The following is a 23,436-nucleotide window of genomic DNA, read 5'->3' on the forward strand; positions in this document are numbered from 1 at the left end:
GAGTTTCGGTTATTTCTTAAGAACTTTCTTAGTTGCGGTAGTCTGTCCCGCGCTGATTACAAAGTGGTATACCCCTTTTGCCCAGGCAGATGCGGAAACCGCTGCCTTCCTTTCTGCAGGGCGGGAAACTTGTACCAGCTTGCCTGCCGCGTCGTACACCCTGATCTCCGAGATCTTCTCAGGAGCAGCAACCACAAAGCCGCCGTTGTCTTCATAAACGCTCACCTGATCTGCCACAGCAGCTTCTGCAGCAGCGAGGAATCTGGCGTCGGTATATGCGATCTCGAACCTGTCTGCAAGCGAGCCTGCCTCTGCGCGGAAGCTGTAAGGCTTCTCCGAAAGGTTTACTACCGCGCCGGTTGCTTTGTCTCTCAGGTAGATGCCCTGGGCACCGGCAAATATTCCTTCAGCCCTGTCCACCTTGATTTTATATGTACCGTCTGCGAAGGCATTAGCGCCAAGCTTTACCAAATCCTCTGCACTGAAAGGCGCTCTACCGTGGATGATAAGCTTCTTCCCGTCTGCCACGGTATAAAGCAGGTCGGAAGCATTGCTGATATCCTCGGAATCATCCTTGCCGAATGCGTTGGAGCCGCCGCCGTAGTATACCACGGCTATCTGGTTGTTTACGCCAGTCGGTGTGTCCAGGCTTAGCCAGTAGCGGTCTTTATCCTGCTTCTTAGCGGTATTTCCGAAGAATGCCACACCGCCTTCCTTCACCATCATTTCGTTGGTAAATGTAGCATTGCCTGCCGTAGTAGCTTTGGCAATAAAGCCCTGCCCTACTTTCAGGATGCCGTTCGGTACTTTATCATTCGCTGTTTCCGCTTGCGCGTTGGATTGTGCTACCCCTCCGGTTGCTCTCGCACCGGTAGAGTTATCCACATTGTAGGTAGCGTAGGAGTTACCGTTGTATGCACCGCCGTACTGCTGCACCTCCTTGTTTACCGCGCTATCCCACAGATAGAATGTAGTATCTAGATTATTGTTTACCACGAAGAAGTTTTCAAGGCTAAACTTCGCAGCGTATGGGTTGCCCAGAAGGTTGTAGCCTTCGCCGCTTTTCTCCATTGCGTAGGTTTGGTTGCCGTGTACCACCTCTCCTTGGAAGTTGTAAAGATTCTCAGCCGCAGCATCCTTCACAGCGTAGCCTTTGCCCACTATATATTCCCCTTCGGAATCTTGGAAGAAATCCGTAGCTTCCTCGTATGCCTGCACTCTTGGAGAACCTGTAGAAGCCTTGATGTTCAGACCCTTCACCGGCGCAGAAAGGAAGTTGTACTGCTCGCCGTCAGAGTTCTTCGTTTCGCGCTGTACGGTGATCTGCCCGCTTACGCTTGCCGCCGCATTATCAATTACGAAGCTGCCGTCCTTCTCCACGATGAAGTTGCTGCCGTCTCCCTGGTTTTCGAAGTTTCCTGCGGAGATGTAGCGCCCGTCTGCAGCGGTTACCTTATAGCCCGGCTGTACGCTAAGCTTGCCCTTGGCAATCAGGTTGTTGGATTCTTGGGTGTTGAAGTTGTTCGCAAGGTTTACATTGTAGAAGGTTTCTGCCTTCGCAGTATCGTTGCCGTTGATTACCTGCGTACCTGTTCCTGCAAAGGTAATGGTGCTGTTGCCCATCTCGAAAGTTCCCTCATTATTCCAGTTGCCGTGCATCTCGATTTCCGTGGTGCCGTTCATCGTAAGCTTAGCGCCCTCCTGAATAGTGATATTGTTGAAGGTAGCGGTGTTCTTATACTTCGCTGCATTGGCATCGTCAGCCTTTACCACAGGCTTGTTAACAGCGGTGGCTGGGATGATGACATCCGTAGTCTTATCCGGCACCTGATAGTTCTCCCAGTTTTCGCAGTAGAACCAGTTGGTACCGTTGGAACCCAGCCAGGTTCCCGGCTGCACGGTGCCGTTCTCTGTGAAGGCTTTTGCATCCGCATTAGCTACGGTAGGTTTTATAGTAGGTTTACCAATAGTCCATTTGCTTGGCGTGTTTACGGAGCTTAGGATGTTTCTGAAGCTACCCTCGTGCGTTTCGCTGTTTTTGTAGTATGCCGCTCCCTGACCGTTAGGCAAGGCAAAGTTCAGGCATTCCAGAGCGGCAGGAAGGCGGGAAGACCTTTTCTTTTTCTCAGTTTTATTTCCGTTAGTAGTATCTGCACCGCTGTTTGCCTGGGTTAATGGCACCCAGTCATTACCGTTGGTAAAGCCGTGCAGCAGCTTACCTCTCAGTATGTAGCGCGCAGCGCCAGTTGTAGGCGTTTTTTGATCCAGCTCAAAACCGCCCTGGATAAGATACATCTGATCCGGATCGTCGTTGCTAATATTAGGTTTATTGGATTTTACAACTTCGAATGAGAAGTTTCTACTTTCAGTGCTTACCGTTTGTTGCGGGCTTACGAAATGAATCTTATTAAATCCGTTGGAAGTACCATTCAGATCAAATACCATCACGGTGCCCTTCTTTATTGGGGTGTCACCCGTATATTTAAAGGTGATAAGGCCGGGCTCAGTGTGTGGCTTATCACCTGGGCCACCCCACCTGTCCGTTCTTACATTCGCTGCTGCGCCGGCTTCGTAGCGAGAATTGGCGATGCCGAAGTGCGTACCCGGCGCTATGTCCACCAGCGTGGCGATCAGAAACCTGTCCGCCGGACCTTTCGTTTCATATTTCCCATCAAAGCCTACGAAGAACAGCTCGCCCTGCTTGAAGATGGTGCCGCCCACCGGCATAGGGTTTTCAGGCGGGGTGGTGGTATCTTCTTCTTTTATGATGAAGGTAACATCAATGGTGTTGGATTTCTGCCCGCCCGCATTAGCCGCTACGAACTTGGTTGTAAAAGTGCCCGCAGCAGTAGGCGTACCGCTGATTTCCCCGCTTTCAGCATTTAGGGATAGGCCTGCGGGAAGGCTGCTGCCTGCCACTACCTGGAAAGATACGGCATCGTCCGACGCATCCAGCTCATAGGAGAACTCCTGCCCTACCGTACCTTGCTGCGGAGCGGCAGGCGCCGTAAGCACCGGTGCTGCTGGGGTAGTGGTGCCCTGTCCCGTTGCTGTGATTTTAAAATTCTGAATCCTTACACCCTTACCTTTGTCACCGTTATTGGTAAGGCGAACTACGAAATTACCGGGGTTCGAAATATTAAATGTTCCGCCATCAATATATTTAGATGATGTCGGCGTTTTTGACAACACACTTTCAGACCAGGTAGTACCGCCATCCTTGGAGATTTCAACCTTGGCAGAGTTGTTATCGCCGTTGCCATATGTGGCTACTTCTAAGGTAATAGTAGCAGTTGCATAGGATGACAAATTATACATACTGCTGGTAAGCTCATCCTTTTCCGTAGCAGATTTAGTTTCCAACAACCAGTACCCATTACCACCAGTTTGGCTGATAGGTTGGGTGGATACATTATTAATTGCCTTCCAATCGTTAGGTACATTTTTTCCGTCTTGTTCAAAAATCACGGTTTGCGAGAACATACTCGCCGAGGTCACTAGGAATGCCGCCACCGCAGCGTTCCGTGTTTGGGATAGAATTGTAATCATCAGTTTTACAGTTTTTTACATGCCAAAAATACTTTTATCCCCGCACGCGTATGTTAACTTAATATTAACAGCATGTTAACTTTTGTTCATATTTTCTAAAAATTAGTGTCCACCGCCACGGCCATTGCGCGCATCATTTCCCGCCCTATATTCTGAGAAACTCCATTATTTCAGTAGTACAACTGCATTACAACTCCAATATTTTATTGCATCTGTATTGGACTTGTATTGGACTTTGTATTGGACTTAGATAAAATTTTGCCGGTAAAAAGCTCTTGAGATTCTGGTAACATTTTTATAATCCGCGTATCGGGCGGCTGTGGTATGCACTTTGCTTATAAGATCTGCAAGCATAATATGCAGAGCACATTAAATATTTAATAAAAATTTTTGTCATAGCTGATAATTTATTAAATTTCCTTACTTTTGCGAACTCAAACATAATATAATATGAAGATGAAACTACAACAGACAAGAAAAGCTGCGGCGGCGGCTGCAGTACTTGCCTTCACGGGTGCCTTTGCACAGACTACCTATACTTACGAAAACGGTCAATGGACCCCGCGGGAGCCTGCCAGCTCCTTTAGGAACACCATCGTGGTAAAATCTGACCTTGAGGCTGGCTTCAGCAGGGCGAAGGACATCATCGTAGAGCCGGGCGTGAGCCTTACCATCAACCGCTCTATGGAGATGAAAGGCGCGCTGCAGAACTTCGGTACCATAGTGGTAAAGGATGGCGCGAGCTTCGTGCAGAGGAACACCAACGAAGAAGGTACGGATGACAACTACTCTGAAGGTGTCTTTGTATATGAGCAGAATACTAAGCCTCTATCCCGCCTACAGTATGCTGCTTGGTCCACCCCAGTGGTGAGCAATATTACGCTTAAAGACTTCTCGCCAAAAACGGTAGATGGGAGATTTTATCACTATAACAACGGTAGGTTTGAGCCAGTAGATGCCCACAGGACTAAGTTCGGAGTGGGAAGGGGCTACCTGATCCGCGTACCGAACGATTTCCCTACGGCACCAGAGACGGCAGTATTTACTGGCAGATTCGAAGGATCCAATCCGAACAACGGGAATATCAACGGCAGCCTATACTTTGTAGAAGGTACCTATGCCTTCGTAGGAAACCCATACCCAAGTACTCTGGACCTGGATGCCTTCCTGACGGCAAATCCTAAGATCAACGCGACCTACATCTGGAACAGCGTGGAGGCTAACAATGTGGCAGCAGGCCAAACCCCGATGGAGCAGCTGTACTTCGCATACACCATTACAGGCTCTACCGAAATCACCGGGAATGAGCTTGTACCGCCGGCACAAGGCTTCCTTGTAGCCCGCCAGGAGGGCGTAAAGTCGGTGAATTTCACCAACGATATGCGCTTGATTGATTATGAATTTTTCAACAGAGGTGCCAAGACTGCGGACCGCTTCTGGCTGAACATAAAGAATGATGCAGGGCTAACGAAAAACCTGTTGGTAGGCTACAAAGGCGGCAGCAAAAACTACGAGGGAGGGTACGATGCTGAGCTGATCCCTTCCGGAGGTGCCGATATCTACAGCAGCGTGGAGGGTAAGAAACTCATCATCGACGGCAGAGGATCCTTCGATGCAGCTGATGCCATCACTCTTGGAGTAGATGTGGAGCAGGCGGGTACTTATCAGCTGTCCCTAGTGAAGAAAGAAGGTGCTTTTGATATCCAGAAAATCTACCTCCGCGATAATGAAACAGGCGCAACCGCTGAACTTTCAGCTGGAGAGTATAGCTTTACTGCAGAGAAATCTAACCCTGGCCGCTTTACCGTATACTATGATAATGCAAAACTGGCAACTGGGGAAGCAGCGAAAGCCGGCATCCAGATTTACAGCAACGCAGGGAAAGTGAATGTAACTTCAGCGGAGACAATTGCGAAGATCAGCGTGTATGACCTTAGCGGCAGACTATTGACTTCTCAGAATGTAAATGCTAAAAAAGCTGAAGTAAGAGTGAATGGCAGCAAACTTGTACTGGTAAATGTAGAACTTGCTGACGGAAATAAGGTTAACAAAAAAATAAAACTATAAGAATATGAAAAAGATTTTAGCAACTCTGATGCTCGTGGCAGGCTTGGGAAGCTCCTATGCCGGAGAGCCGAATATTTATGAAAATAACACAGAAAGGGCAAACAGTATTAACCCTGGGCATGATGGTGTATTCTTTGGAGATGATGATCCGGAGCCAAATGTACCGCCTTCCCCGATTAATGATTACCTGCCGGTTCTAATAATTGCGGGTGTTGCCCTTGCAGCTTATATGGGTAGAAAACAGAGCGCAAAAGCATAATTATAAATTTACTATTGAGTAATTGAAAAAACTCCTGCGGATTGCAGGAGTTTTTTTATGCAGTAGAATTAGAAGATTTCCTGTAAAACCTCCCACTCAAAACCACGGCCCATCAAATACCGCGTAGTTTTAATGTTCTTCTGATAATCCTGCAGGCCCTTCAGCTTGCCGTGATATTTCTCCCACTCTTTCTTTGCCGTTTCTAAATAATCTTCTTCATCAATTTCATCAAAGCAACTGTTCATCAGCTTTTCCGTGATGCCCTTCATTTTCAGATGCTGCCGGATTTTGTTTCTGCCCCACTGTTTCTGGTAAAATTTTCCACGGATAAAGCTTCGCGTAAACCTCTCCTCATTCAGATAATTTTCCCGAATCAAGTAAAGCAGAATTTCCTCCTTCGCTTCCGGAATCAGCACGAATTCCCGCATCTTCTGCTCCACTTCGCTATGGCACCTGTCCTGATACGCACAGTAGTTCGCCATTTTCTGCTTGATTTCGTTGAAGGGGTAAGATTTCAAAGGTTGAGGTTAAGGTTAAGGTTGAGGTTGAGATTAACACTTAAATTGCTGATGATTTCAGATATTTTAAGATGCTATTGATTTGCCGCAGAAGTTCGTGGATATTTCTAATAATTTCGTCAATATCTTCTTTATTGAAATACCCTACTAAATTTCCATAAATTAAATGACTTTTCGTTTCAAAAGCTGAGCCTCGTGCAATTCGGTAAAATTGCGCCTTATCTTTGGTGCTGCTTCTGCCGAATCCCTCTGCTATATTTGCTGAAATGCTTTCTCCACTGCGTCTGATTTGAGCGGTGAGTGCGTAATCCTCCTTTTTTGGAAGTTCATTGCTTAGGAAAAAAACACGCACACCGATTTCCATCGCCTTTTGCCAGACTGGCATCTGCGTAAAATCGGTGTACATATTTTGATTTGAAATTTTAATACCTGAATATCAAACTCAGCCTTAGCCTTCAAAAAGCACGCATTCTTCCATCATCTCATTCACCTTCTTTTTCACGCCGGAAATTGCGGCATCATCCTTAATATTGTCCACCACCTCAGAAATCAGCTCGGCAATCTTCGGCATATCATTTTCCTTAAGGCCTCTCGTTGTAATTGCCGCCGTTCCCAAACGAATTCCGGAAGTCAAAAACGCCGACTTATCATCGAACGGCACCATATTTTTATTGCAGGTAATGTCTGCCTTTACCAGCGCTTTTTCCGTTTCCTTGCCGTTCACATTTTTATTGCGTAAGTCAATGAGCATCAGGTGGTTATCTGTTCCACCGCTCACAATGTCGAAGCCTAAATCCACCATTGCTTTCGCCAGAGCCTGTGCGTTGGCAATCACTTGCCTGGCGTATGTTTCAAATTTTCCGTCAATCGCTTCGCCGAAAGCCACGGCTTTTGCAGCAATCACATGCTCCAGCGGACCGCCCTGCGTTCCTGGGAATACTGCACTGTCCATCACTGCGCTCATCATTTTCACTTCGCCCTTCGGCGTTTTATGGCCGTATGGGTTTTCGTAGTCCTTGCCCAGCATTATCATTCCGCCTCTTGGTCCGCGCAAAGTTTTGTGCGTGGTGGTAGTCACGATGTGGCAATGTTCAAACGGTGAGTTCAAAAGACCTTTCGCAATCAACCCTGCAGGGTGCGCAATATCCGCCCAAAGTGTAGCGCCTATTTCATCCGCAACCTCGCGGAATTTTTGGTAATCCAAATCCCTTGAATACGCGGAATACCCGGCGATTATCATTTTCGGTTTTTCGCGCAGCGCCGTTTCGTGCATCTGCTCATAGTCAATCAGGCCGGTTTCCCTGCTCAGCCCGTACGAGCAGATTTCGTATTGTATTCCTGAAAAATTCACCGATGAGCCGTGCGTAAGATGCCCACCCATCGAAAGATCCATACCCATCACCTTATCGCCGGGCTTCAGCACGGCAAGGTACACCGCGGCATTCGCCTGAGAGCCTGAATGCGGCTGAACATTTGCGTACTCCACGCCGAAGAGTTTTTTGGCGCGCTCTATCGCCAGGTTTTCCACCTCGTCCACCACTTCGCAGCCACCGTAGTAGCGCCTTCCTGGGTAGCCCTCGGCATACTTATTCGTCAGCACGCTGCCCATCGCCTTCATCACATTATCGGACACGAAATTTTCCGATGCTATCAGTTCCAGCCCGTGCGTTTGCCGTTGTCTTTCCTTCTCAATCAGCTCAAAGATTTGGTCATTCATCACAAAAAAATTCTATCCCTCAAAATTAGCAAAAAGAAACTTCAGCGCAGCATTTCTGTGCAGATATTTTGGGCGCCTTTTCCGGCTATCCGCTATTACTCCTCGTTTTGCCGCTCCGCTTCGCTCCGCGGCAAAAACTGCGGGGTAGCCGCTTCTATCCGGGGCGCAGACTTAGACACAAGAATCAAGAGCCAAGAACCAAGACAAAAAATGAAGGACAAAAGAGCCATTATTCATAAACGAGAATCCCTCAACCTAAATCTAAACCTTGTCCCTAAAACCTCTCCTTCACCTCTGCCATTTTGGGAATTTTCAGGTCAGTGTTCCAGGCCTTGTTCATTTTCTCGATGAAGTAGGCGGAAAGCAGCGGTGATGCTTTTTCCACATTCTGGTGCACGAAGAAATACAGGTTCTGCAGGCCGGCATCCTTCCATTCCGTCAGCCTTTCCAGCCAATCATCCAGCCTCGTATAATCGCTTTCCGCATTGGCGCCTACATAGCGTATGAACGCATTGGGCGTCGTAAGACGCATATGCAGCATATCGCGTCTTCCAGCCGTATCCACGATGATGTTGGTAATGTTGTGCGCTTCGAAAAGCGACATCGTTTCCTCGAAAACCTGCCTGTCATCAAACCACTCCTGATTGCGAAGCTCCACAGCCAGCGGAATTTCCTGCGGCCAATCTTTCACGAAGCTTTCCAGCCGGTCGAAATCTTTCGGCTTGTAATTATCGTGCAGCTGCAGAAAACTCATCCCTAATTTTTCACCGAAATTCAAAACCGCCGTGGTAAAGCGCGTTACAGGCTCTTCCACATCCTTCAGCCTGCGGTAATGCGACACACTCTGATTAACCTTCGGGAAGAATTTAAAATCGCCCGGCGTCTTATCCTTCCACTCTTTTACCTGCTCAGGCGAAGGCATTTTGTAAAATGTAGCATTCAGCTCCACAGAATTGAACTGCGTGGAGTAGTATGCCAGCTCATCCTTCGTGCCGCGCGGATAAAAGCCTTTCAAATCAGCCTTGTTCCATTTTGCGCAGCCTACGGAAATGGTTTCCAGCGGCTCTTTATTCTGCTTCAGGATTTCCGCAGTCCGCTTATCATCTTTTGGCAAACTGAAATCTATCTCTGAAGGATTTTCTACTTGTCCGAATTTCATCTTGTTTAAGCTAAAACTTAATTTAAACCTTCGCTAACTTACTTTTTACTTTTGCCTTGGCTCTTGTGTCTTTATTCTAAATATTACGCTTCACAGCTGGTGCAAGTCACGAAATTCACCATCAGTTCTTTGGAAACGGATGAACTTCTCTGGTAATACAGCGTTTTTACGCCTTTCTTCCAGGCTTCGATGTAGAGGTAATTTACATCCTTCACAGGCATCGTGCTCGGTATCATCAGGTTTAGCGATTGTGCCTGATCGATGTACTGCTGCCGCTGCGCTGCCTGAGAAATAATCTCCATCGGAGAAATTTCCTGGAAGGTTTTAAAAACCGCCTTTTCTTCATCAGTCAATCCCTGGACTTTCATCACGGAACCGTGGTTCAGCATCACTTCCCGCCAGGTATCTTCATTATCCAGACCTTTTTCCTGAAGCAGTTTGGCGAGGTACTTATTCTTCCGCATAAAGTTTCCTTTCGCAAGGCCAGCCTTGTAATAGTTGGAGGCGAAAGGCTCAATTCCAGGCGAAGTTTGCCCTAAAATCGCTGAGCTGGAAGTAGTTGGCGCCACGGCAAGCAGCGTGGTATTGCGCTTTCCGTAGCCCTTCAGAAGTTCCGGCTCACCGTAGATGTTGGCCAGTTCTGCCGAAGCCTGCTCAGCCTGTTCACGAATGTGACGGAAAGCCCGAGCGTTGAATTGCGTGGCTTCGAAACTTTCGAACGGAATCATATTGCGTTGAAGGTAAGAGTGATATCCCAAAACGCCGAGCCCAAGCGCTCTGTGGCGCATTGCGAAATTCCTGGCGCCCTGCAGATAATAGTTGCCCTCCGTTTTTTCGATGAATTCCGAAAGCACGGCATCCAGGAAATATATCGCAAGTTTCACGGCGTTGGTATCCTTCCATTCATCGAAAAGCTCCAGGTTCATCGATGAGAGGCAGCAAATGAAGGATTCTTCCGGAGTGGACGGCAGCATAATTTCTGAGCAAAGGTTGGAAGCGTTTACCGTAAGGCCTAAGTCCTTGTAAACCTGCGGTTTATTTCGGTTCACATTGTCTGTGAAGAAGATGTACGGCAAGCCTTTTTGCTGACGGCTTTCCAGAACTCTCGCCCAGATTTTGCGCTTTTCGATATCGCCATCAATCATATCCTGCATCCAGTAATCCGGAACGCAAACGCCGATGAACAGGTTCTGTATCGGGCTTCCGATGTCTTTGATGCTCAGGAATTCTTCGATATCACCGTGATCGATATCCAGGTAAGCTGCGAAAGCGCCGCGCCGAACGCCGCCCTGCGAAACTACATCCATAGAAGTATCGAAAAGTTTCATGAACGATACGGCGCCGGAAGATTTTCCGTTGTCCGTCACCGCTGTTCCGCGGTGCCGAAGTTCACCGAAATACCCGGAAGTTCCGCCGCCGATTTTCGTCTGCATAATCACTTCGCCGAGCTTGTGCGTAATGCCTTCGATGCTGTCCGGAACATGCACATTGAAGCAGGAAATCGGCAGGCCACGCTGCGTACCCATATTTGCCCAAACCGGCGACGAAAAGGAGATCCAGCCCTTGGTAATCATCTCTTCAAAGGCTGGCTGAAGCTCCGGTTTGTAGAGCCTTTTCGCCGCGGCAGTTGTGATGCGCTCTATCGCACCTTTCACGGTTTCACCCTTCAGCAGATAGCCACGGTTCAGCATCTGCTCAGACTCATCATTGAGCCACCAAATATCTGTGTTTTGTTCTTCCATAGTTAAAATTTTCCAGATAAAAGCTCCCTGCTTGAAACCGTATGGTCTTGCAATTCTGTTAGAAGTCTCTTATCTCCTGTCCAAATTTTTGTATTTAGTTCTAATGCCAGAGCTAAAAACGGCGTATCATCCTCATCAATTTCTTTTAATAAATGGTGCGCCCTTTTCCAGCTCTCCAAGCTTATTAGGTCTTCTGAAATTAAATTCACCGTGCTGAAAACTTCACGGCAGATTAATTGCAGTTCGTCATCATCCAGTTTAGAATACTTTCTGATTTTTTCCGAATATCTGCTGAGTTCAGTTCTGATGAACTCTGGTGCAAAAAGCCGATACTCAGCATCAAAACTCAGCAGCATCGTGCCAATATCCGATGATGGATTCAGAAGCGCGCTGAAAATGATATTGGCATCTACAACTAGATTCACTGCAGAAATCTTTCACGGTTTTCCTGCCACCAGTGCCGTTTCAGTTCGTCAGCCAGCTCATTCACTTCAGTTTCAGAAGCTTTACTTTTTTTCAGTGTTTCCCTATATTTCAAAAAATTTACAACCTTCTGCAAACTCATAACATCAACATTATCAGAGACTTTCAGCAGAATTTCACCATTAGCCCTTTCGATTGTCATTTTTAAAGTTTTTTAGTTGAACTTTCTGCAATTTACTCAAAACAAATCAAACGCAGTGATGCTCTTGTCGTGCTTCGTGTAGTCCACAGGTCTTTTCGCGAAGAAATCGTCCAGCGAGTTGGCGAAAACTTCTTCCTCGAACCACTTCATTGGCCTGTATTCTTCCGGCGAAACTTCGTAGCGTGGCTGCAGCCCGATTTTCTTCAGGGAATCATCTACCCGGAATTTCATAAAGTTCAGAAGATTTTCCTTCGTCAAATTCTCAATCTCTCCCATTTCAAAAATCCAGTCCAGGATTTCCCCTTCCACATCAATAGAATGGTCTATCAGCGTATAGATATCCTCAATGTCCGATTCAGAAAGCAATTCCGGCTGCTCTTCCCGAATTTTGTTGATAAGGTAAATGCCTGCATTGGCGTGGATTTGCTCATCCACGGAAGTCCACGCAATAATGTTGCTTACATTTTTCATATAGCCCTGAAACCTTGTGAATGACAGAATGATGGCAAACTGCGAGAACAGCGATACATTTTCAATCAAGATGGAGAACAGCAGCAGGGATGATACATATTCCTTCGGCGTTGTGGAATTGGCGTGGCGAAGCGCATTGCTCAGGAAGTCTATGCGTTTTTTAATGGCCGGTATTTCCACCACTTTCAGGAATTCTTCGTTGTAGCCCAGCACTTCCAGCAAGCGGCTATACGCTTCGGAATGGCGGAATTCGCATTCTGCGAAAGTTGCGCCAAGGCCGTTCAGCTCTGGCTTTGGCAGGTGGTTGTACAGATTTCCCCAGAAGGTTTTCACGGAAACCTCGATTTGTGCGATGGCAAGCAAAGCGTGCTTCACGGCATTCTTTTCGTGCGGCTGAAGCTGCGAGTGAAAATCCTGCACATCTGCAGTGAAATCCACTTCGGAATGCACCCAGAAGGATTTATTTATCGCCTCCACAAACTTCAGAACTTCCGGATATTCAAACGGCTTGTAGCTGATTCTTTTGTCAAAAATTCCCATAGTTTTCAGATGAATGTGAACAAAAGTAACCAAGATACTCCGATTGAGAAAAAGGAGTTATCCACAAGGAACTGTAAGTGCTTAATTCTTAGCGACTTATAAAATATTAAGACTTCTAAGAGCCCTAAAATGAAATTTTGAATTAAACCAAGTTCTCAACTATCTGGTTTACAGTAACTTAAAATTAAACACTGCTTTTGCGCCATAGCGAAATAACATTCACAAATAGCAGCAACAGGCACAGAACGGCAAGCACCGCCCTCCGGGTAGCCTGCGTACGGTACCAACCAATCTCTTTTTCAGCACGGGCGTGTAACACCTGACCCAGGTCCTCGTAGCTGCGGACCTCGATAATAGGGTCGAGATTTCGGCTTACCATCGGATGCCGGGAAAGATACACCATATTTTTATTCCCTAAAAAGCCTGCAAGCCATAGTTCTCCACCGCTTTCGAAGCGGAGATACTCCATTCTGTAATGGTCGGGTCTTATTTTTCCCAGGTGTATGACTGGCCCCGCCCCTACAGTATCGCGGCTGATCAGGTAAAAGTCTAGCGGCTGAGGGAGGCTGTTGATAACCTGTACAGAAACATCCTCATTACTGGGCTGTTTAAAAAAATCCTCGGCGAACTTCCAGGCAAAAAAAAGTATGGTAAGAGAAACTACTGCCCAACGGATAATCCTGAAAATCCTCGCCCGCCTCCCTTCCTTAAAAAACGAAAGCAGCAGCGAAAGGGAAAGCAGAACGAAAATTGTAAAAAGAATATATCCCATTGATACCCGCCGTTAACGAATGCTATCTGAACTTTCCAGCCACCGCAATGGCACTTCCCACAGCGGCTTGTTGTAGCTACGGAAAAAGTTTATATGCCCGATGTCGTTCATAGGCGACTCGGATTTTTTTAGCTGGTGCCATTCCGGCCGGAGGTTTGGGTACACATGCTTCAAGAGGTTCTCCATCCCCGCCCTCGTCACCCACGCATCGTCTTCCGCACTCAGCATCAGTGTTTCATGAGTTAAGGATTTGGCAAAATTTTTCCCTATTTTTAAATATAATTCAAAAGTACTTTTTTGCTTAAGGATGAGCGTGCGCCAATCCATCGCCGAACCGGCAGGCAAGCTCTCGCCAAGACCAAAACGATGCGCCGGAAAATATCCCAAAAGCGCGGTAAGAAGCGGCACCAGCAGTCCGAAACATATCAATGCCATAGGTTTTACATTATTAGGAAGGTTGCGGTACCAGCTGTCCTGAGTGGCGGTAAACACGAACTTTTCGAACATCCGGGAGTCTGCCATCCCCATTATCAGCGCACCCACCGAGTGCCCGAGGCAGAATTTTCGGTGGTCAGGATACTTTTCATTAATAAAGCTGAGCAGGGAGGCAAAATCTTCTGTCCCCCAGCTCCTCATCGAGGCTGTGCAGTTTTTCAGATTTTCCGGCTTGGAATTCCCGATACCCTCATAATCATAAGTTAAAACTGTATAGCCTTTCTCTGCAAAAAAACGGGCAAACTTAAAATAAACCTGCTGCCGCACACCCGTAGCAGAATTGATGAGGAGCAGCCTACCCCGAGCCCGCTCCGGCTCGAAGAGGTGTACCGAGAGCCTACAGCCATTTGCAGATCTTATTTTCAGTTCTTCCATATTCCGTCGGCGTTTTTCAATTCTTTTAAAAAAGGTAAACCAGCCTGCGACCCGCGTTTTGCAGCTGCGCGCGACGCTACCGCGAGACCGAATTTTACGCCGTCTGCCACCGAGCTGCCATGGCACAGCGCCACACCCAGTCCGGCGGTGAAGGCATCCCCTGCCCCCATAGCGTGCACCGGATCCGGTCTTTCCCCGTCCTCCCTTTGCACCTCCAAACCATCAGAATATTTTATGGTGAGCGCATCTTCGCGGATGAATATTTTGTTTGGATAGCGGCGCAGGGCTTCCTCCGTCTCCATACCGAAAACTTTTGGGACATCCTTTTGTTTTACTACGATGAAGGTGGCAGCATCTATCATTTGCTGAGGCAGAGCAATCCCCGGGGAGGCATATATTCCGAGTTTCTTTCCGTGATAAAGGGCAGAAGCTGCTGCCTTTTCTGCCACCGCAATCGGGATCTCCAGCTGAAGAAGCACCATATCGCAGCTTGCAAAATGTTTTTCTGCAAAATCTATCTGCTCTGGTCTTACCTGGTGATTGGCTGAAGGCACCACTATGATGGTATTCTGGCCTCCTGCCGCCGCCACATAAGCAGCGCCCGTAGGCACGCTTTCTTTTTCTGCCACAAAGCCTACATTCACGCCCTCCTCTACCAGATGCCGCAGCACCTGCTGGCCCTTGGGATCCATACCGACAGCACCCACAAAATATGCGGTAGCCCCAAGGCGCGCAGCGGCTACTGCCTGGTTGGCGCCCTTTCCGCCAAAAAAATTCTCGGATCGCGTGGCAAGAACCGTCTCCCCCGTGCCGGGAAAATCTTCAGTATTTAAGACAAGGTCGATAGAGCAGCTGCCCACCACGATGATTTTAGGATGTGGATTTCTTAAATTCATTACTGCTAATTTAGCAAAAAAAATTCTCAGCCAAGAGACTTCAGTTTTGCCTCGAGATGCGCAATTTTTTCCTGGGCATCACGCTGCTTTTTGCGTTCGTTCTCTACGATTTCAGGCTTGGCATTCGCCACGAATTTCTCGTTGGAAAGCTTCTTTTCCACCGAAGCCAAAAAGCCTTTCAGGTAAATCAGCTCTTCTTCCGTTTTTTCTTTTTCTGCTTGCAAATCCAAGTTTTCGCTCAGCGGAATTGAAATTTCCGACGCACCAACTAAAAACGAAAAGCTTGGTTTTTCCGTTTTCTCGGAGAAATAAATTTCGGAAACATTCGCCAGTTTTTTTATCAAATCTTCATTGACAAAATTTGACGAGCCGGTATAAAATTCCACTGATTCTCTCGGCGAAATGCCTTTGCTTTGCCGGTAATTTCTCACACCCGAAATAATTTCCTTCGTAGTTTCAAATTTGGAAATCAATTCTTCGTTGAAATTTCCCGCCGGCTTTTGCTGAGCGATGATTAGGGCTTCATCCACTTTTCTTTCTGCTAAATTTTGCCAAAGTTCCTCCGTTAAAAACGGCATAAATGGATGCAGAATTTTCAGCAGCTCACCGAAAAACCCGATAGTTTTTTCGTAAACCTTTTGGGAAACCGGTTCGCCAAAATCAGGCTTGACGGCTTCCAGATACCAGCTGCAGAAATCGTCCCAAATCAGCTTGTAAACAATGTGCAACGCATCAGAAATCCGGAATTTTTCAAACTGCTCCTGAATTCCTGCGATGCTCTTATTCATCTGATTTTCAAACCATTGAATAGCCTGCAGCTCTGCATTTCTTGGCCCTTTATCCGCTTTTTCCCAGCCCTGAATTAATTTATATGCATTCCAGATTTTCGTGGCGAAATTCCTACCCTGAAGCATCAAATCTTCATCGAAAAGCAAATCATTTCCTGCCGACGAACTCAGCAAAATGCCGACACGAACGGAATCTGCGCCGTACTTATCGATCAGCTCAATAGGATCCGGCGAATTCCCGAGAGATTTGGACATTTTCCGCCGCTGTTTGTCCCGCACAATTCCCGTAAAATACACATTTCGGAACGGAATTTCATTGCGGAATTCCAGCCCTGCCATTATCATTCTTGCCACCCAGAAAAAAATAATATCTGGCCCTGTCACCAAATCAGTAGTCGGATAATAATATCTAACATCCTGATTTTCAGCATCAATCAAGCCATTAAAAACTGAAATCGGCCAAAGCCACGATGAGAACCAAGTATCCAGCACATCTTCATCCTGCTTCAGATTTTCAGGTTTCAATTCCACATTGCCGGATTTTTCTTTGGCTAATGCCAAGGCTTCGTCCGCATTTTCCGCCACCACAAAATCATCTTCCCCATCACCATAATAATACGCCGGAATTTGCTGCCCCCACCAAAGCTGCCGCGAAATATTCCAATCTCGGATGTTCTCCATCCAGTGCCTATAGGTGTTTTTGAATCTTTCGGGATGAAATTTTATCTCATCGTTCATCACCACATCCAGCGCAGGCTTCGCAATTTCATCCATTTTCAGGAACCACTGCTGAGAAATTTTCGGCTCAATTACAGCGCCCGTCCGCTCAGATGTGCCTACTTTATTTACATAATCTTCCGCCTTTTCCAGCAGGCCTTTTTCTTCCAATTCTTTGGCAATTGCCTTCCGAACTTCGAAACGGTTTTTGCCTTCGTAATGCAATCCGTGATGATTCAAATTTGCATCATCATCCAGACAATCAATGATTTGCAGATTGTGCCGGCTGCCGATTTCATAATCCGCCACATCTTGTGCCGGCGTGATTTTCAGCGCTCCGGTTCCAAATTCTGCATCCACATATTCATCCGCAATTACTGGGATTTCCCTGCCTACAATAGGCACTGTAACCTTTTTTCCGTGCAGATGAAGGTAGCGCTCATCATTTGGATTTACACAAACCGCCACATCACCGAAAATCGTCTCTGGCCTTGTAGTGGCCACAATTATGAAATCCTCAGAATTTTCTATTTTATATTTAAGATAATACAATTTGCCATTTTGCTCTTTGAAGATCACTTCTTCGTCAGAAATATTGGTTTTAGCTTCAGGATCCCAATTAATCATCCGGTATCCTCGGTAGATTAAACCTTTATTAAATAGCTCCACGAAGGATTTAATCACCTGTGCAGACATTTCTGGCTCCATCGTAAAGCGCGTTCTACTCCAGTCGCACGAGCAACCTAATTTTTTCAGCTGCTCCAGGATTGTACCGCCGTACTTCTCCTTCCATTCCCAGGCGTGCTTCATAAATTCTTCACGCGAAATATCATTTTTGCTGATGCCTTCTGACTTCAGCTTTGCCACCACTTTAGCTTCGGTGGCGATGGAAGCGTGGTCCGTACCGGGAACCCAGCAGGCATTGTTGCCCGTCATTCGCGCTCTTCTCACCAGCACATCCTGAATCGTGTTGTTCAGCATATGGCCCATATGAAGAATTCCCGTAACATTCGGCGGCGGAATTACGATCGTGTAAGGCGGCCTGTCATCAGGCACGGAACGAAAGAAGCCGTTTTCCGACCAGTACTGGTACCACTTCCGCTCTGTATCCTGCGGGTTGTATTTGTCTGAAATCTGCATAAATCTGAAATAACTTTTGCAAAAATAATGGAACGGAATTTCAATTGAAAGCGATTTGTAAAAATGTTTTTAACTTTGGCGTTGAATTTGTATCAAACTATAGCATTTTTGCAAAAAATTTATATTATGAAAAAATTGTTTGCAGGCGCTGCGTTGCTTGGCGCTTTCGTGCTTGGAACGGCACAAACCATTACTTTCGATAAAACGATTATCGATTACGGAACGATTAAACCGGGCTCTGATGGCCAGCGCTATTTCACCGTGACGAATACTGGTGATAAGCCGCTGAACATTACCAATGTGAAGGCTTCCTGCGGATGCACCACACCGGTTTGGCCTACAGAAGCGATTCAGCCGGGTAAATCGGCGAAAATCAAGGTGGGCTACGATACGAACATCGTGGATCCGAACGGTTTCCGCAAAATCATCGAGGTATTTTCCAACGACCCGCAGAACGGCAGGGCTACGGTTTACATCACCGGGAAAATTGACCCTAATGCACCGGAAGCTGCCACTGCAGCGCCTACAAAGGCTGCCGAAACAAAGGCGGATGCCAAGGCTGTGCGCACAACTACCACAACAAAAGTTTCACGCACAAGAAAATAATTGAGTTCTTCACTGACTGAAACCGCTTTCACGAGCGGTTTTTTTGTTAAAAATTTCAGAAATGGATTTAGATTTCACCGATGATTTTTTAGTAAAAGAAAAATTTTCCATCAAAGACTGGCCCACGAAATACCGTGGAAATCTCGATAAATCTGCCGGCAAAAAAATGCTTGCCGAAGAGAAGGAAAAACTTTACGACTTGCAGGAAAGACTGTATGCAGACGGAAGCCAGGCACTTCTCATCGTGCTTCAGGCGATGGATGCCGCCGGAAAAGATTCGCTAATTGAGCATGTGTTCAGCGGCGTAAATCCGCAGGGTTGCAATGTCACGAGTTTCAAGCGGCCATCCACTTTGGAATACAGCCACGATTTTCTCTGGCGGCATTATCTGGCTTTGCCGAAAAAAGGCTACATCGGGATTTTCAACCGCTCTCATTACGAAAGCGTCTTGGTGACGAAGGTTCATCCGCAGTTTAATCTTAACGAAAAAACCTGGAATTCGGTAGAGCAGTTTGACGAGAAATTTTGGGGAAACCGCTACGAAAGCATCCGGAATTTTGAGAGGCACATTTCCCTGAACGGAACGAAAATCGTGAAAATCTTCCTGAATGTTTCCAAAGAAGTGCAGAAGGAGCGCTTCCTGAGCAGGATAGATGAGCAGGAGAAAAACTGGAAATTTGAGTTTGGCGATTTGGAAGAGCGCGCACTTTGGGACGATTATATGGCGGCTTACGAAAGAGCCATCAATGAAACCTCCAGGGATTTTGCGCCGTGGTTCGTGCTTCCAGCCGATGACAAATGGTTCGCAAGAGTGGCAGCCATCCAAATTATCATCAACGCTTTGGAAAGTATGAACCCGAAGTATCCCGCTGTTTCTCAGGATGTTACGCTAAAATTACAGGAAGCGAAGCAGCGGCTGCTCAGCGAAAAATAAAACCACGAGAAAATCTGTAAGCCGGATTCTGTACAGGAAAAAAATAAAACCTGTGCCTGCCATTTATCTGAGCCGTGCATTGCTGCGCGGCTTTAGCTGCCTACCCCTCATCTTTGGCCGAGCAGGCCTTAGCAGATGATATACTTGGCATTGCACCGCATAGAGTTTACCGGATTTCACTACAGCCTTACCTGTACCTGCTTTCTGTTGCACTGGTCCTCACATCGCTGTGGACGGGCATTACCCGCTATGCCGCTCTTTGGTGTCCGGACTTTCCTAACTTTTTTGGAAAAAGTTCGGCAGGCCGAAATTCTCGTGGAAAATGCAAAGATAGCAAATTGCTGATGGCTTTTAGCCGTTAGCAATTTGCCTTAATCTTGGTTCTCAAGTCTTGTGTCTTGGCTCTTACCCAAACACTTCCACCAATCCTTCCGGAAGATTCATTTTGATGAAACGCTTTTCGCGGTTCACCTCGGCAATCCAGTCTTTGATGATTGGGATGATGATTTCCTTTTTGCCTGAATCCACGATGAACAGATGCTGCGAAGTCTGATCGTTGATTTGTTGAATGCTGCCGATTTCCTTTCCCTCATCATCCAAAACCTGAAATCCCAGAACTTCGTGGTAATAGAACTGATTCCCAGTGAGTTCCGGTAAAGTGGAAAGTGGCAGGTACACATCCTTTCCCACGGTTTGTTCCGCCATTTGCAGCGAAGCATTTTTAAAGGTGATGATTTTCGAATTATCCTTCGTCCATTGCTGCCTTTCCACAAAAAACGGAACCAAAAGCCCGTTGATTTCCACGAAAAAAGATTCCAGTTTTTCGTAAAAATCCGGCTGATCTGTATCAAGTTTTAAAATCACATTGCCCGCCAGACCGTGCGTCCTCGTGATTTTCCCGAGAAAATAATAATCCTTGTGCATTTCTTCAGAAACAAACAGAGACGCAATACTGCGCCTCTGCAAAATTAATTTTTTTATACAGAATTTAGGCTTCCTCTTTTTTCTCCTCTCCTTCTGCCTTCTCCTCGTCGTTTCCGCCGGTTACAGCGTCCACCACATTCTCTACCGCTTTAGTTACCGCTGCAGCTGCACTTCCTATGCCCTCCGCGATTTTCTCCACTGTAGATTTCTCCTCAGTTTCAACCTCAGCTTTCGGTTCTTCCGCTGCTTCTTCCTTAGCAGGCTCTTCCTCTGCCTTTGGCTCTTCTGCTTTATCTTCAGCTTGTGGCGCTTCTTCAGCAGCAGTTTCCTCAGTTTTTTCTTCTGAAGATTCTGCCTCAGCAGCCTCTTCAGCTTTCTTAGCGGCCTCCTCTTCAGCTCTCGCCGCTTCTTCTTCCGCTTTTTTCGCTGCCTCAGCTTCTGCACGAACCGCATCCTGAGCAGCCTTTCTGTCGCTGTTTACTTTCTGCTCGGCTTCCAGCGCTGCAGCTTTGGCATCAGCCTTCGCCTTTGCCAGGCCTTCGGTTTTACCTTTGATTTTTCCTTCCTTTTCCTCAAGCCAAGCGTTGAATCTCTTCTCTGCCTCAGCCTCATCGAAAGCACCTTTAGCTACACCGCCCAAAAGGTGTTTTTTGTAAAGCGCACCTTTGTAGGAGAGAATCGCCCTTGCTGTATCGGTAGGCTGCGCACCGTTGTTCAGCCACTGCACGGCAGAATCCACATTGAGTTCGATGGTTGCCGGATTTGTGATTGGGTTGTAAGTGCCCAGCTTCTCGATGAAGCGGCCGTCTCTTTTCGCGCGGGAATCTGCCACTACGATGTGATAGAAGGGCTTGCCTTTTTTCCCGTGCCTTTGCAATCTGATTTTTACCATAAATGTTAAATTTTGGGAACTCGTCCCGATTAGTAATTTTAAGCGTGCAAAGATAACACTTTTAGTTCAAAGTTTAAAATTTGAAGATCAAAGTTTTTTCCAGCTGTGAATTTTTAACAAATTTTCAAGCTCGTTTAAGCAACCTTAAACTTCATGACTTGACCTTAAAATAAGAACTAAAGCACCTTCTCTATCCTCTGATGAATCCCATTCAGCGTAAATTCATCGCCGGCGGTTTTCCCTTCCATAATCTTTGCCATCGGGCTTTCCGGCGAAATCGCGTAGAATCTGTCGCCTTTGAAGAAAAACTCACCGAGCGCTACGGAAATGTAGAACCGCGCCTTGTTCGTGATGACGAGCGCACCTGTTCCTGCAGTTTTCGCCGGGAAGTTCAGAACTTTCGTCATTTCCTTTTGCATCGTTGCCAAGGCAAACCGCTGTTTATCAAGGTGATAAATCTCTTGCTGCATTTCTTCGCGGAAGCTGTCGTACTTCGGCGTTTTCTTAATATCGCGGCTTGCTTCCAGCGTAAAATTGCGGTAGAAATCCAGCGTCTTCACCTTGCCGGAAAGCATTTCCAGGATATAGTTCCGGATTTCGGATTTGTCATAATCGGCATTCAGCATATATCAATCGACTTTAAAGTGCCGAATCCTTTCCTCTTCAAGATCAATGACATATAATTTTTCGCGGATTATATCTTCGTTCATATTCGGGTTTTCTGCATTTACCCTTAGGAGGAATTGCCGCTGGGCATCGTAGAGGCGGAGGAAAAAGTTGATTTTTTCCTGGTCCATAAATCTCTCGTCGGGCAGGGCAATCCTTTTTTCCCAATCTGAAAGAACTCGGCTGAGTGTTGGGTTGTTCTCTATCTCGCTGCCATACTTTTCCCTCACGCGAGCGATGGAGAATTTAAGTTTCTCCCGCTCGATCTCTATGGAAAGATCCTCATCGGAAATCTCCGGCTCGGGCCATCTGAAGGCTTTAATCATATACGGAAGGGTAAGCCCCTGAACCACGAGGGTTAATACAATTACTGTGAATGAAATGAAAATTATAAGGCTTCGGTGGGGAAACTCATTACCGCCGATAAAGTTCGGGATGGCGAGCGCCGCTGCAAGGGAGATCACGCCGCGCATCCCCGTCCAGCCCATTACGATTGGGAAGAACTGCCAGCCGTTCAGCATACCTTTGGTAATTTTCTTCCTCCGCATAAATAACGCGGAAAGCATTGAAATATAGTAACTTACAATCCTCACCAATATCAGGATTACAGTAATTAACACGCCGAAGCCTATGGCCTTGCTTATGGAGACGCCGTCCTCCTTCAGTCCTTCAATTATTTCCGGGAGATCCAGACCTATCACCATGAAAACCACCCCATTAAGAAGGAACGAGAAACTTTCCCAGACATTTCCCAGGCCCACCCTGGTAGATGCCGTAAGGCTGCGATACTGCTTGCGCGAGAGCAGCAAGCCTCCCGACACCACTGCCAGTACTCCGGAGCTGCCCACCTCTTCAGCAAGCAGATACATTAAATATGGCTGTATGAACAGGAGCAAAATATCGGCACTCTTGTCATTCGGAAGAAATTTGTGAACAATAAGAAACAGATACGCCAGGATTATCCCCACCAATGGCCCGCCTATCACCATACAGCTAAAGCTGGCGGCTACCTCGCCCCATACCAGGTGCCCGGTGCCGATAGCTATCAGCGCAAATTTGATGATGATTAATGACGAGGCATCGTTCATCAGGCTCTCCCCTTCCAGGATGGAGGATGTAGCCTTGGGCACCTTTACAAATTTCAAAATAGCACCCATACTTACCGCATCCGGTGGCGAGACGATGCCGCCCAGCAGGAAACCGAGCGCCAGGGAGAAACCCGGGATGAAGCGCTCCGCCACAAAGGCTACCACGGTAGCGGTAAAGAACACCACCAAAAAGGCGAAGGAGAGGATAATCTTCCTCCACCTCCACAATTCTTTCTGGGAGATGGCCCAGGCCGCCTCAAAAAGTAGCGGCGGCAGCACCATAAAAAATATGATATCCGGATCTATATGCAGCCTGGGAAGATTCGGGATAAAGCTGAGCCCAAGGCCTGCAAGCACAAGTAAGATGGGATATGCCACACGGATGCGCTGTGCCAAAAGCACCAGCACGATGATGAGCACAAGCAGCACGAGAATCAGCGGGAGGTATTCTGTAAGGCTTTCAGTTTGCATGCGGCAAATTTCAAGATTTGAGATT

Annotated in this window: 20 protein-coding genes, 1 other RNA gene and 1 pseudogene; 4 read left to right on the forward strand and 18 right to left on the reverse strand. The window is 47.0% G+C overall.

Annotation, left to right across the window (positions count from 1 at the left end; all coding sequences use genetic code 11):
- Positions 1 to 9 precede the first annotated feature (9 nt).
- On the reverse strand, positions 10 to 3,549 hold the full coding sequence (locus BUB43_RS07375; RefSeq protein ID WP_073179746.1) for a putative Ig domain-containing protein: 3,540 nt from the start codon (positions 3,547 to 3,549) through the stop codon (positions 10 to 12).
- A gap of 456 nt (positions 3,550 to 4,005) precedes the next feature.
- Here BUB43_RS07375 and BUB43_RS07380 point away from each other — a divergent pair, with 456 nt between their 5' ends.
- Together BUB43_RS07380 and BUB43_RS07385 are read left to right on the forward strand one after the other, a co-directional pair.
- The gene (locus BUB43_RS07380) at positions 4,006 to 5,616 is read left to right on the forward strand and encodes a hypothetical protein (protein ID WP_143154067.1); all 1,611 of its coding nucleotides are present in this window, start codon (positions 4,006 to 4,008) and stop codon (positions 5,614 to 5,616) included.
- Between the two features lie 4 nt (positions 5,617 to 5,620).
- Complete coding sequence (locus BUB43_RS07385) at positions 5,621 to 5,875, forward strand: hypothetical protein (RefSeq protein WP_143154068.1); 255 nt, start codon at positions 5,621 to 5,623, stop codon at positions 5,873 to 5,875.
- A 68-nt stretch (positions 5,876 to 5,943) separates the two neighbouring features.
- Here BUB43_RS07385 and BUB43_RS07390 read toward each other — a convergent pair whose 3' ends face one another.
- The 12 genes from BUB43_RS07390 to BUB43_RS07445 form a co-directional block, all read right to left on the reverse strand.
- Positions 5,944 to 6,357 (reverse strand): regulatory protein RecX, encoded by a 414-nt coding sequence (locus BUB43_RS07390; RefSeq protein ID WP_073179869.1) that lies wholly within the window; start codon positions 6,355 to 6,357, stop codon positions 5,944 to 5,946.
- A 76-nt stretch (positions 6,358 to 6,433) separates the two neighbouring features.
- Complete coding sequence (locus BUB43_RS07395) at positions 6,434 to 6,799, reverse strand: four helix bundle protein (RefSeq protein ID WP_073179752.1); 366 nt, start codon at positions 6,797 to 6,799, stop codon at positions 6,434 to 6,436.
- Positions 6,800 to 6,841: 42 nt separating this feature from the next.
- Positions 6,842 to 8,110: a serine hydroxymethyltransferase gene (glyA, locus tag BUB43_RS07400; RefSeq protein WP_073179753.1), complete on the reverse strand. Its 1,269-nt coding sequence runs from the start codon at positions 8,108 to 8,110 to the stop codon at positions 6,842 to 6,844.
- Positions 8,111 to 8,384: 274 nt separating this feature from the next.
- Positions 8,385 to 9,269 carry a DUF72 domain-containing protein gene (locus BUB43_RS07405; RefSeq protein ID WP_073179755.1) on the reverse strand — a complete coding sequence of 295 codons (885 nt, stop codon included), beginning with the start codon at positions 9,267 to 9,269 and terminating at the stop codon, positions 8,385 to 8,387.
- Between the two features lie 83 nt (positions 9,270 to 9,352).
- The gene (locus tag BUB43_RS07410) at positions 9,353 to 11,011 is read right to left on the reverse strand and encodes a ribonucleoside-diphosphate reductase subunit alpha (RefSeq protein WP_073179757.1); all 1,659 of its coding nucleotides are present in this window, start codon (positions 11,009 to 11,011) and stop codon (positions 9,353 to 9,355) included.
- A gap of 2 nt (positions 11,012 to 11,013) precedes the next feature.
- Entirely contained in the window at positions 11,014 to 11,436 is a 423-nt protein-coding gene (locus BUB43_RS07415; protein ID WP_159430235.1) for a PIN domain-containing protein, read from the reverse strand.
- A complete protein-coding gene (locus tag BUB43_RS07420) occupies positions 11,433 to 11,636 on the reverse strand; it encodes a hypothetical protein (protein ID WP_073179760.1) in 204 nt (67 codons plus the stop codon). Before BUB43_RS07420 ends, BUB43_RS07415 begins: the two co-directional genes overlap by 4 nt.
- Positions 11,637 to 11,672: 36 nt before the next feature.
- A complete protein-coding gene (locus tag BUB43_RS07425) occupies positions 11,673 to 12,647 on the reverse strand; it encodes a ribonucleotide-diphosphate reductase subunit beta (protein ID WP_073179762.1) in 975 nt (324 codons plus the stop codon).
- Between the two features lie 184 nt (positions 12,648 to 12,831).
- Positions 12,832 to 13,419 carry a hypothetical protein gene (locus tag BUB43_RS07430; protein WP_073179763.1) on the reverse strand — a complete coding sequence of 196 codons (588 nt, stop codon included), beginning with the start codon at positions 13,417 to 13,419 and terminating at the stop codon, positions 12,832 to 12,834.
- A 12-nt stretch (positions 13,420 to 13,431) separates the two neighbouring features.
- The gene (locus tag BUB43_RS07435; protein ID WP_073179765.1) at positions 13,432 to 14,289 is read right to left on the reverse strand and encodes an alpha/beta hydrolase family protein; all 858 of its coding nucleotides are present in this window, start codon (positions 14,287 to 14,289) and stop codon (positions 13,432 to 13,434) included.
- Positions 14,277 to 15,185: a PfkB family carbohydrate kinase gene (locus BUB43_RS07440; protein ID WP_073179767.1), complete on the reverse strand. Its 909-nt coding sequence runs from the start codon at positions 15,183 to 15,185 to the stop codon at positions 14,277 to 14,279. The genes BUB43_RS07435 and BUB43_RS07440 overlap by 13 nt, the downstream gene beginning before the upstream one ends.
- A 26-nt stretch (positions 15,186 to 15,211) precedes the next feature.
- Positions 15,212 to 17,830: a valine--tRNA ligase gene (locus tag BUB43_RS07445; RefSeq protein WP_073179769.1), complete on the reverse strand. Its 2,619-nt coding sequence runs from the start codon at positions 17,828 to 17,830 to the stop codon at positions 15,212 to 15,214.
- A gap of 126 nt (positions 17,831 to 17,956) precedes the next feature.
- Here BUB43_RS07445 and BUB43_RS07450 point away from each other — a divergent pair, with 126 nt between their 5' ends.
- Positions 17,957 to 18,436: a DUF1573 domain-containing protein gene (locus BUB43_RS07450; protein ID WP_073179771.1), complete on the forward strand. Its 480-nt coding sequence runs from the start codon at positions 17,957 to 17,959 to the stop codon at positions 18,434 to 18,436.
- A 61-nt stretch (positions 18,437 to 18,497) separates the two neighbouring features.
- Entirely contained in the window at positions 18,498 to 19,370 is an 873-nt protein-coding gene (locus tag BUB43_RS07455; protein WP_073179773.1) for a PPK2 family polyphosphate kinase, read from the forward strand.
- A gap of 1 nt (position 19,371) precedes the next feature.
- Here the strand turns inward: BUB43_RS07455 and rnpB are convergent.
- The 5 genes and pseudogenes from rnpB to BUB43_RS07480 all read right to left on the reverse strand — a co-directional run bounded on the left by rnpB (position 19,372) and on the right by BUB43_RS07480 (position 23,411).
- An RNA gene (rnpB, locus tag BUB43_RS07460) (RNase P RNA component class A) lies at positions 19,372 to 19,686 on the reverse strand.
- Between the two features lie 89 nt (positions 19,687 to 19,775).
- Positions 19,776 to 20,294: a ribosome maturation factor RimM gene (gene rimM, locus BUB43_RS07465; RefSeq protein WP_073179774.1), complete on the reverse strand. Its 519-nt coding sequence runs from the start codon at positions 20,292 to 20,294 to the stop codon at positions 19,776 to 19,778.
- Positions 20,295 to 20,622: 328 nt separating this feature from the next.
- A pseudogene (locus tag BUB43_RS07470) lies at positions 20,623 to 21,186 on the reverse strand (30S ribosomal protein S16); the annotation flags it as partial.
- A gap of 176 nt (positions 21,187 to 21,362) precedes the next feature.
- Positions 21,363 to 21,812, reverse strand: coding sequence for a hypothetical protein (locus BUB43_RS07475; protein WP_073179778.1), 450 nt, complete (start codon positions 21,810 to 21,812; stop codon positions 21,363 to 21,365).
- 3 nt (positions 21,813 to 21,815) lie between these two features.
- Positions 21,816 to 23,411 carry a Na+/H+ antiporter gene (locus BUB43_RS07480; protein ID WP_073179780.1) on the reverse strand — a complete coding sequence of 532 codons (1,596 nt, stop codon included), beginning with the start codon at positions 23,409 to 23,411 and terminating at the stop codon, positions 21,816 to 21,818.
- Between the last annotated feature and the right edge of the window lie 25 nt (positions 23,412 to 23,436).

Source organism: Cruoricaptor ignavus, from assembly GCF_900141665.1.
Taxonomy (GTDB): domain Bacteria; phylum Bacteroidota; class Bacteroidia; order Flavobacteriales; family Weeksellaceae; genus Cruoricaptor; species Cruoricaptor ignavus.